The 9,389-nt window shown below is 42.5% G+C and carries 13 protein-coding genes; 8 read left to right on the top strand and 5 right to left on the bottom strand.

Annotated elements, in window-relative coordinates; translation table 11 throughout:
* Nucleotides 1-347: 347 nt before the first annotated feature.
* Nucleotides 348-530, bottom strand: a complete 183-nt coding sequence (locus PN457_RS07740) for an RNA-binding S4 domain-containing protein (RefSeq protein WP_271732433.1) — start codon at nt 528-530, stop codon at nt 348-350.
* Nucleotides 531-622: 92 nt separating this feature from the next.
* Between PN457_RS07740 and PN457_RS07735 the strand changes: the two genes are divergently transcribed.
* Nucleotides 623-1,405, top strand: a complete 783-nt coding sequence (locus PN457_RS07735; RefSeq protein WP_271732432.1) for an ABC transporter permease — start codon at nt 623-625, stop codon at nt 1,403-1,405.
* A 27-nt stretch (nt 1,406-1,432) separates the two neighbouring features.
* Here PN457_RS07735 and PN457_RS07730 read toward each other — a convergent pair whose 3' ends face one another.
* Nucleotides 1,433-2,071: a Uma2 family endonuclease gene (locus PN457_RS07730; RefSeq protein WP_271732435.1), complete on the bottom strand. Its 639-nt coding sequence runs from the start codon at nt 2,069-2,071 to the stop codon at nt 1,433-1,435.
* 143 nt (nt 2,072-2,214) lie between these two features.
* On the opposite strand from PN457_RS07730, the gene PN457_RS07725 reads away from it, so the two are divergent.
* The 4 genes from PN457_RS07725 (at nt 2,215) to PN457_RS07710 (ending at nt 5,255) form a co-directional block, all read left to right on the top strand.
* On the top strand, nt 2,215-2,934 hold the full coding sequence (locus PN457_RS07725) for a pyridoxine 5'-phosphate synthase (RefSeq protein WP_271732431.1): 720 nt from the start codon (nt 2,215-2,217) through the stop codon (nt 2,932-2,934).
* Nucleotides 2,935-3,023: 89 nt separating this feature from the next.
* Nucleotides 3,024-3,830, top strand: a complete 807-nt coding sequence (locus PN457_RS07720) for an ester cyclase (RefSeq protein ID WP_271732430.1) — start codon at nt 3,024-3,026, stop codon at nt 3,828-3,830.
* A gap of 72 nt (nt 3,831-3,902) precedes the next feature.
* Nucleotides 3,903-4,232, top strand: a complete 330-nt coding sequence (locus PN457_RS07715) for an MgPME-cyclase complex family protein (RefSeq protein ID WP_271732428.1) — start codon at nt 3,903-3,905, stop codon at nt 4,230-4,232.
* A 348-nt stretch (nt 4,233-4,580) separates the two neighbouring features.
* Nucleotides 4,581-5,255 (top strand): hypothetical protein, encoded by a 675-nt coding sequence (locus PN457_RS07710; protein ID WP_271732427.1) that lies wholly within the window; start codon nt 4,581-4,583, stop codon nt 5,253-5,255.
* A gap of 287 nt (nt 5,256-5,542) precedes the next feature.
* Here PN457_RS07710 and PN457_RS07705 read toward each other — a convergent pair whose 3' ends face one another.
* The 3 genes from PN457_RS07705 to folD all read right to left on the bottom strand — a co-directional run bounded on the left by PN457_RS07705 (nt 5,543) and on the right by folD (nt 7,971).
* A complete protein-coding gene (locus PN457_RS07705) occupies nt 5,543-5,998 on the bottom strand; it encodes a divergent PAP2 family protein (RefSeq protein ID WP_271732426.1) in 456 nt (151 codons plus the stop codon).
* Nucleotides 5,999-6,084: 86 nt separating this feature from the next.
* The gene (crtE, locus tag PN457_RS07700; RefSeq protein WP_271732424.1) at nt 6,085-7,014 is read right to left on the bottom strand and encodes a geranylgeranyl diphosphate synthase CrtE; all 930 of its coding nucleotides are present in this window, start codon (nt 7,012-7,014) and stop codon (nt 6,085-6,087) included.
* Nucleotides 7,015-7,092: 78 nt separating this feature from the next.
* The gene (gene folD, locus PN457_RS07695) at nt 7,093-7,971 is read right to left on the bottom strand and encodes a bifunctional methylenetetrahydrofolate dehydrogenase/methenyltetrahydrofolate cyclohydrolase FolD (RefSeq protein WP_271732423.1); all 879 of its coding nucleotides are present in this window, start codon (nt 7,969-7,971) and stop codon (nt 7,093-7,095) included.
* A 216-nt stretch (nt 7,972-8,187) separates the two neighbouring features.
* Between folD and PN457_RS07690 the strand changes: the two genes are divergently transcribed.
* The 3 genes from PN457_RS07690 to PN457_RS07680 all read left to right on the top strand — a co-directional run.
* The gene (locus PN457_RS07690; protein WP_271732422.1) at nt 8,188-8,571 is read left to right on the top strand and encodes a hypothetical protein; all 384 of its coding nucleotides are present in this window, start codon (nt 8,188-8,190) and stop codon (nt 8,569-8,571) included.
* Between the two features lie 54 nt (nt 8,572-8,625).
* Entirely contained in the window at nt 8,626-8,802 is a 177-nt protein-coding gene (locus tag PN457_RS07685; protein ID WP_271732420.1) for a MerR family DNA-binding transcriptional regulator, read from the top strand.
* Nucleotides 8,803-8,816: 14 nt separating this feature from the next.
* Nucleotides 8,817-9,389 (top strand): zinc ribbon domain-containing protein (locus PN457_RS07680; RefSeq protein WP_334310752.1); only part of this gene is annotated, 573 nt, incomplete at its 3' end.

Raw genomic sequence — 9,389 nt, 5'->3', positions numbered from 1 at the left:
GGACAAGGAAGATTTTATCCGGACAATGGTCTTTTAAGGGGCTATTTTTCTTACTAAGAATACAGACTTTGTACTGTTTTTCTCCCTTGTCACCTAGTCCACCTTGTCCACCTTGTCTTGTCCTTTTAAGGGGAGGGGACTAGATTTTATTGTTTTTTGTGTGTTCCCCAATCCTTCCCAATCCTTCGGTGTTCGGTGTGTTCCCTGTTCCCTAAGATAAAAATTACCTGTTGAAAACTTATCAAACAACCTCTAAGAGTAAGTATTCAATCATTGAACAGCAATCTTTACCCTTTAATGGCAAGGACTTAACCAAAATCAGGGTAGGGTAGGTAATTTAGGGACGATTATACATCCACCTCAAAGGTTTTCCCTTCTACTGTTACTTTGTCGCCTAATACTAATTTGCGTCCTCTTCGGGTTTCCACTGTACCATTGACTTTTACGCCACCATCAATAATCATCAGCTTGGCTTGTCCTCCGGTTGCGGCTACACCCATGAATTTGAGAAACTGGTCTAGTTTAATCATTTAATTCGTTTTGCACGGGTCATATTTGATCCTATATGCCAGATGGCTAGTGATTCGCTATGCTGTCAGTATGTTGTTACTCTGGGTGCAAGGTGAGAAGATATTGGCAAGTACTAGGGTTATTTTGGAGTACGGCGATCGCCTCTGAGATGGAGTATCGCCTGAATTTTCTGATAGCTACCCTCAGCAGTCTGGGTAATCTTGCAGGTAGTTTATTCGGACTCTTCTTATTTTACCGGACTGGTTACACCTTTACCGGCTGGTCATGGTCGGCGGCTTTACTAGTTCTGGGAATTTTTACTCTACTACAAGGGTTTTCAGCTACTTTTTTAGCGCCAAACCTCAATCGCATTGTCCGCCATGTCCAGGAAGGTACATTAGATTTTGTGTTACTCAAACCTATCCGCAGTCAGTTTTGGCTTTCGACTCACACCTTGTCACCTTGGGGACTACCAGATTTAGTTTTTGGTAGTATTGTCATTGGCTATGCAGGTACAAACCTGGGTTTAGGCATCAAGAATTACCTGATGAGTGCAGTACCGTTGTTATTTGGTTTGGTAATTCTTTATAGTCTCTGGTTTATACTGGGTGCTACCAGCATTTGGTTTGTAAAAATATACAATTCTACAGAAGTTCTGCGGGGTTTGTTAGAAGCTGGTAGATATCCGATGGTAGCTTATCCCACGGCTTACCGCTTTTTCTTTACTTTTGTAGTACCAGTGGCATTTTTAACTACAATACCAGCGGAAGCTATGCTGGGTCGGGGTGAAGTTAACTGGTCTATAGGTGCTGGGGTGTTAGCTGTATTACTCTTTTGGATGTCTAACGCTTTTTGGCGGTTTGCTTTACGCTTTTATACTAGTGCTTCCAGTTAGGGCGAGAAGTGTCCAAATTAAAAATAATTATAAATTACTGTTGAGCCAAGTTCTAAAATTACGCATAGCTTGACTTCTGCCAATAGTTAAACATTGCTGAACATATTCATTAATTAATTCCACAATGGGGATATTAGGAAAATTAGGACTAGATAGAACTTTGAGATATTTTCCTTCCTGTAGCACAGAAATTTCTAAACCTTGTTTTGTATATCGCCACAGTTCAGGAACTCCTAAAATCTCATAGTTATCAAATCGAGTCCGGGAGGTAATATCAATTTCAATTGCTAAATCTGGTGGTGGGTCTACAGTTAAATCAAGACGATTTTTAGCAATTACAGCAGCTTGATTTTGAATATAAAAACAAGTATCTGGTTCGACTGCTTGCCGCATTTGTTCGTTTTTTAGTGTAGTGGAACCAAAAGGTTCAAAATCAATTTGGAGTGTTTCTAGCAAAATTTTAACTAAATCACCAATATATTCTTTATCTTTTTCGTGTTCAGGTAAAGGAACCATGATTTCTAACCAACCATCACTATAAGAAATACGTGCAGACCGTTTTTCTCCCATTTCTGCCAAAATATTTTCTAACTGCTGCCAAGTAATATCTTGTAGCAACATTTCTTGTCCTGGTTTGACGATAATCTGTTGTAGTTCTAAAAGCATACCGCCGCAAAGAGTGAGTGTAAATATTATTCTAAATCCTGCTTGGGGATTTAGGCGATCGCTCAACCATAATTCTCTTGTTTAAATATAGCTAAAATCCGTTAAAATTAAAGCTTATGGATTATGGATAGGGGGATACAAGGGTGCCTACACTGGGGGTTAATATTGACCACATCGCCACCATCCGTCAAGCGCGACGGACAGTGGAACCGGACCCCGTAGCAGCGGCGGTACTGGCAGAATTAGCGGGTGCTGATGGCATTACTGTACATTTACGGGAAGATCGGCGGCATATTCAGGACAGAGATGTGTTACTGTTACGGCAAACAGTGCGATCGCACCTCAACTTAGAAATGGCCGCCACGGACGAAATGGTGAGAATTGCCCTTGATATTAAACCCGACTACGTGACCTTAGTGCCCGAAAAGCGGGAAGAAGTTACCACAGAAGGCGGACTAGATATCGCTGGGCAAACTGCTAGAATAGGGGAAATAGTTGATAAATTGCAGAGCGCTGGTATTCCGGTGAGTCTATTTATTGATGCCCAAGATGCACAAATTGAAGCATCTGTCAAGGTCAAAGCCCAATTTATTGAACTGCACACCGGCCAGTACGCTGAGGCTAAAGAGGAAAAAAGTCGCCAGCAAGAACTAGCCTTATTAGCTCACGGATGTGAGCAAGCAATAAAAGCCGGCTTACGGGTTAATGCAGGACATGGACTGACCTACTGGAACGTTTACCCTGTAGCTGCATTACCAGGAATGGAAGAACTCAACATTGGTCATACCATTATCAGTCGAGCAGCATTAGTAGGAATAGAAAGAGCAGTCCGGGAAATGAAACAAGCCATACAGGGGCTGTAACTATATCTACTGGTAGAAATTCAAAATAGAGGGGTTGGAACTGCGAAATCCACCAAATTTTGGAGTTACATCTTTGAGAAGGAAGTTCTATGACCTCAACAGAGTCTAACGGTCTACCCCTTTGGGTACAGCACAGAGATCAAGTACTAGAACAGAGTACAAATATCGAATGGCGCTATGGGAAGTTTCCCGACTATACCCGTTCCAATGAGAATCTGGCGAAGGAGAGTACACGTAATCATCCCCAAGGTTCACTAGAGGCGATAGTGCAAAATCTGGTGAGAACTTTTGATGTAGAAGCTAACTTCAAAACCAACCCCCAGCAGTGGATATCAGTTGTCAATGATCAGTTCCGCATGAGTACCAATGGAGGTCCTAGCTACACTCTATCAGATGTGGTAGAGTCAGGGACTTACAAGCTGTTGATTGGTAATACTCAACATTACAAAGCTGCTGAGGAAAACTTTGAAACATCCACAAACCTCTTCCATACAGCATTTCCCGAAGGATTTCTCTGGGAGGTGTTAGAAGTGTTTTCAGCACCCCCGACTGTGGCTTTTAAGTGGCGACATTGGGGACACTTTAAAGGTGCATATAAGGACTACGCACCCACAGGAGAAACCATAGAAGTAATCGGTATGAGCATTGCCCATGTTAGCGATGACTTGAAAATCCTCTCCTTGGAACACTATTATGACAACACCAAGTTTTTGGAGAAGCTGACAGCAAGCGCAAAACCAGAAACTGGCGATCGCGATCGGGTGGTATCAGCCATACCAAAGCAGAAGCCAGGAAATTTTTGGAGTTTTCTCCAAAAATTGTGGTATGGGCAAGAAAAACCCAAAAGTGACTCAAGAAAACCTAGTGCTTGTCCATTTAGTGCCTTAATTAGGTAATTCCGGTTTAATTATTTTTCAGGGTGACAGTGGTGCATCTTCCTCAATTTATTGAATAGCAAGGGTTGAAAAATGCAAACATATTATTACGTTTTGGCAAGTCAAAAATTTCTCATCCACGAGGAACCAACCTCGGAGGTGCTCAAGGAGCGGACTCGATACTACCATGAACAAGAAAAAGAAATTGATTTTTGGTTGGTGAAGCAGCCAGCTTTCCTAGAATCACCTGAAATGGCACAGGTAAAAGCGAAGTGTCCTCAACCTGCCGCAGCCATTATTTCTACCAACCCCCAATTTATAACCTGGTTAAAACTGCGATTTGAGTATGTGATTACCGGAGAATTTCAGGCTCCCTCCGAGACTATCTCGGATCCTTTAGCATCTGTGAGCTATGTCTCTTAATATACTCTTATATTCCTGAGTTTGCTACTGAGGACTTTAGTCCTGATATTTTTGGGGACTAAAAGAGAAGAAAATCTAGGGTAGGTACAATACCTACCCTGACGGTAGGGGAACAAAAAATGCATTTTTGAAATCTTGGGCAAAGATTCCACCTGACGGCTAACAAAGAAGCTGCAAATCAAAAGATAAATTAGAGCCGTCTTGTGATGTGCAAGTGGTAGTGAATTTTGAAAGCAGTTTTGGGAGAATTTAGCTATCATTATCCTTCAATAGGTCTTGTTGAGAATCCGGTCATACGGTTCTAGTTTCTTGGCTTCAACCCCTTTTTACCCCTCAAGAATTCCATTTATGCCTGCCAATTTTATCCAGAAATTTGATACTTTATCTAGGGCATTAGCACTGACTGCAGCCAGTTTGATGGGGAGCATGACTTTTGTGTCCGCCCAACAAAATCTTCCCGTTTGTGAACTCCCGCGCCCTGGGGAATATGTGTTATTGGTACTGAGTCCTAGGGCAGATAGTTACCAACAGCTACGCAATATTATACCAAATCAGATTCAAGCTACAACTTGCCGATATCTTACTGATACAGTCACACGCATAGGCGGATTTAACAGTATTGATGACGCGAATCGTTGGGGAAGATATATAAAGAATATTGCTGGCTTATCTAGTATCATCAGTACAAGAGCAGTAGCGGGTGATGTTGTACTAGATCCAGTTCAACCACCACCAACTCCAGGTCAGACAATTAGCTTTAATCCCCAATTACTAGGGGATGGTTATGCTGTATTGGTAGATTATTTCAATCGTCCAGAACTAGCAAATAGTATACAACAAGTAGTAGGCGGTAACATAGGTTTAGTTTCCTACGGACAACGCCCTTACCTATTGGCGGCTCATACTGGGAACCAACAGGAGGCATACAGGAAACTACAAAGGCTCAACGAAAGCGGTTTTTTTGCCATTCTAGTAGATGGAAATAAGGTAATGTTACTGCGCTCATCTGTAGCTGCTATATAAAAACTAGACAAAGCTAGACTTTACTTTCTACTTCAACGGGAGCATGGGAGCGGTTATCCCTGGTGTAGACTTGCACGCCTTAGCCAGACGCGATATTTCTCTTAAGATTTACAAGAAAGACTACCGCTATCATTGCTTGGTTTTCGCGTTGGCAATAGTCTTAATTCAATACTTGATATCGTATTATATATCAAGTGGGCGATTTTCTTAACTGACTTATGTCAATTGTTGTCAACATAAGTATAGTTTTGTCTATAAAATAGTCAGCTTAGGACTAGCTCTGTAAACTAGTAAGCAGACCGAGCTAACCAATAGATGGTTAAGCCCAAGGCGGAACCAGCGATCACCTGCACTGGTGTATGTCCGAGTAATTCCTTCAGACGGTCTTGACTAAAGTCTGGTTTTTCGTGGAATAATTCATCAATCATTTGATTGAGAATACGAGCTTGTTTACCAGCGGCTTGGCGGACTCCGGCAGCATCGTACATAACTATGATGGCGAAAACCGTAGCCAAAGCAAACTCAGCCGATGCCCAACCAAGACTTTCTCCCACACCGGCTGCAAGAGCGGTCACTAAAGCTGAATGGGCGCTAGGCATACCTCCAGTTGTAACTAAAACACGTACATTCAGTTTCCGATGTTTGACCAGCTCAACTATGAGCTTCAATGCTTGAGCAATGAAACAAGCTACCAGAGCAACCAGCAGCACCCGGTTATCTAAAATATGGCCTATGTCCTGCATGGTGTTTCGGTTCGGTTAGTAAATTTAGCGGCAATTATTTTCTGAGGAAACATTTTTATGCAACCCAAAATCCCAAGTCTATTGACTTAGTGATTGCGACTGGTGATAAAGTAAGCCAGGGACTGGAGTGGGTGCGCCAATTTCCCGAAGGTTTCTAGTTCCTGACAGGCTGCTTCGACTAGCTGTTGAGCTTTGGAGCGTGACTCTTCGAGTCCCCACAGGCTAGGATAGGTAACTTTTTTAGCTATTAGGTCTTTACCGGCAGTCTTGCCTAATTGCTCCTGGGTGGCGGTGATATCTAAAATATCATCTATGATCTGAAATGCTAAACCAATGTTTTGAGAATAGCTGGTGAGTTTTTGTATATCTTGAGAAGATGCCCCGGCGAGTATTCCTCCACAAACGACGCTGGCTTCTAAAAGGGCAGCTGTTTTATGGTTATGAATGAAATTGAGGGTTTCTAGAGAAATATCTGATTTACCTTCGGAATCTAAATCAACCACTTGACCGCCCACTAAACCAGCTGCCCCTAGGGCTTTGCCCAGACGGGCGATTACTTGTAAAACTCGCTCTCTAGAAACGGTTTCGGGGGTTTGAGTGGCTACAAACTCAAAGGCGTAAGCCAACAAGCCATCACCTGCTAAGATGGCAATATCTTCACCATAAACCTTGTGATTTGTCAATCTCCCACGACGATAATCATCATTATCCATTGCTGGTAGGTCGTCGTGAATGAGAGACATTGTGTGTACCATTTCCATAGCACAGGCTGTGGGCATAGCCATGGAGATTGTACCGCCAATCATTTCACAGGCGGCAAGGCACAAAATGGGGCGCAGACGCTTACCTCCAGCTAATAGAGAGTAGCGCATGGATTGATAAATCTTTTCTGGATAGATCACAGGGATAGCCATATCCAAAGCAGTTTCACAAAGCTTTTGCCGTTCTTGGAGATAGGCTTCCAGGTTAAAGGTGGCTTGCTCTTTCATTTTCTGGAGGTTATCAGCTGCTACCATTCTTCAATTCCTTCTATTTTAGGGCTGGTTGGTTGTTTGTCTTATCAGTGACAATTTTAAACTGTTGACTGTTAAGTGTTAACAATTTGCTTTGTTTAAATAACTAGTAACTGTATTTTGTAACAACATGGCAACAGTCATGGGACCAACACCACCAGGAACTGGAGTTATATATTCGGCGACACTAGCAGTTGATTCCCAGTCAACATCTCCCACTAACCGACTTTTGCCACTGCTATCTGTTACACGATTCATACCCACATCTACCACAATAGAGCCTGGTTTGACTATTTCGCCAGTAATTAATCCAGGGCGACCTACAGCAGCAATAATAATATCAGCATTCTTGGTGATTTTACCAAGGTCGAGCGATCGCGAGTGAGCAATGGTAACAGTAGCATCAGCTTCCAGTAGCATTAAGGCCATTGGTTTACCTACTAAAATACTGCGTCCCACCACCACAACTTCTTTCCCCGGCAAAGAAATTTCATATTCCTGCAATAGCCGCATCACACCGGCTGGGGTGCAGCTGCGTAAACCAGCCTCCCCCCGCACTAGCCGCCCTAAGTTAACTGGATGCAGTCCGTCAGCATCTTTGTCCGGGTCTATTTTATTTAACAGGGCTACAGCATCCAAGTGGCTAGGGAGAGGTAACTGCACGAGAATACCATCTACACGTTCATCTTGGTTGAGTGCTGCAATTACCTGCTCAAGTTCCCCTTGGGTTGTTTCTGTGGGAAAATGCTGACCAAAAGAAGCAATACCAACTTTAGTGCAAGCTCGTTCTTTGTTGCGTACATAAGCGGCTGATGCTGGGTTATCCCCCACCATTAATACAGCTAAACCAGGTAGCCGCCCAATTTTTCCTTGTGTTTGTGTAGTAATAGCTGAAATTTCTTGATGAATTTTTGCAGCTAAGGCTTTACCGTCGAGAATTTTGGCCGTTGTTGTTTTCATTGGAAAGGCTGTGAGGCGTGTTTACTTTTCGTAACATATTTGGGTTTTTTGCGTGCCTAACTACTTCAGGCATTGGCCCTTAGTTTCATAGGGTTTTGCTATCTAAAAGAATATACTCATATTATTTATCTTCTCAGATTAACTGTCTCATCTGAACAGGGAAGGATTGAAGAATCATTCCCCGAATCTGGAAATTTAGCCACGGGAACTGACTCTATGCAACTAATAAAAAACTTTCATATTTGCAGCATTGCTTTGTTACTTTTAGCAGTACTTTGTAGTTGTAGTTCCTTGAGAACACCCAGCCTAAATGGAGGTAACTTGAGCATGGGTCAGAAAATCACCCTGATTCAGGAAATTAAACCAGCAACAGACCAGGGGAATATAGTTTACATCCGGGGTAAGGTAGAAAGGCAAGTTCCCCTGGTGAAGCAATGGGCATATCAAATTAATGACTCCACTGGCAAAATTTGGGTAATTACCCATCGACCCCATCTCCAAGAAGGTGAGGAAGTGGTAATTAAGGGTAAACTTAGCTACAAGAGTATTACCCTGGCTGACCAAGAGTTTGGGGAAGTTTATCTAGAGGTTAGCCAATAGCTAGTTATTTGCTAATAATAGATTACATATCCTCATAAATGCTCAGATAGTAGTATGGCTTATGTACCACTACGAGAAGCAGTCAAACAACTGGGACTGCACCCACACACTTTAAGGAAGTACGCAGACAATGGCAAGATCGAAAGCATCAAAAACGAAGCAGGACAAAGACTTTTTCACGTTGAATCCTACCTCCGTAACAGAAGTCTGATAACCAAGGACGTGTTGTAGCACTTGACCCCGGTATCAGAACGTTTATCACCTTCTTTTCTGAATGTAGTTTTGGGGAAATTGGACTATATGCTAATTTGCAAATCCAGAAGTTGTGTTTTCGTTTGGATAAGTTAATTTCTAAATTCACTAAAGCCAAGTGCAAACAAAGAAGAAGGATGAAACTTGCTGCTAGTAGACTGCGAGGTAAAATCAAAAACCTTGTAGACGAATTGCACAAGAAAACTGCTCGATTTTTGGTTGATAACTTTGACATTATTTTACTGCCCACCTTTGAAACATCCCAAATGTCTCAGAAGGCGAAACGACGAATTAGGTCAAAGTCAGTGCGCCAAATGTTAACACTCTCTCACTACCGATTTAAGTGTTTTCTCAAGCACAAGGCTTTTGAGACTAATAAAGTAGTGATGGATGTGAACGAAGCGTACACATCAAAAACAGTCAGTTGGACTGGTGAAATCATCCCCAACCTTGGTGGTGCTAAATTCGTTAAGTCTCCATCTGACGGGCGGGTAATGAGCCGGGACATAAATGGTGCGCGGGGGATTTTCCTACGTGCATTGGTTGATACGCCCTCTCTTAAAGAG

It is taken from the genome of Anabaenopsis arnoldii, assembly GCF_028331025.1.
In the GTDB taxonomy this organism is placed as follows: Bacteria; Cyanobacteriota; Cyanobacteriia; order Cyanobacteriales; family Nostocaceae; genus Anabaenopsis; species Anabaenopsis arnoldii.
This window is presented reverse-complemented; position numbering and strand designations above follow the sequence as displayed.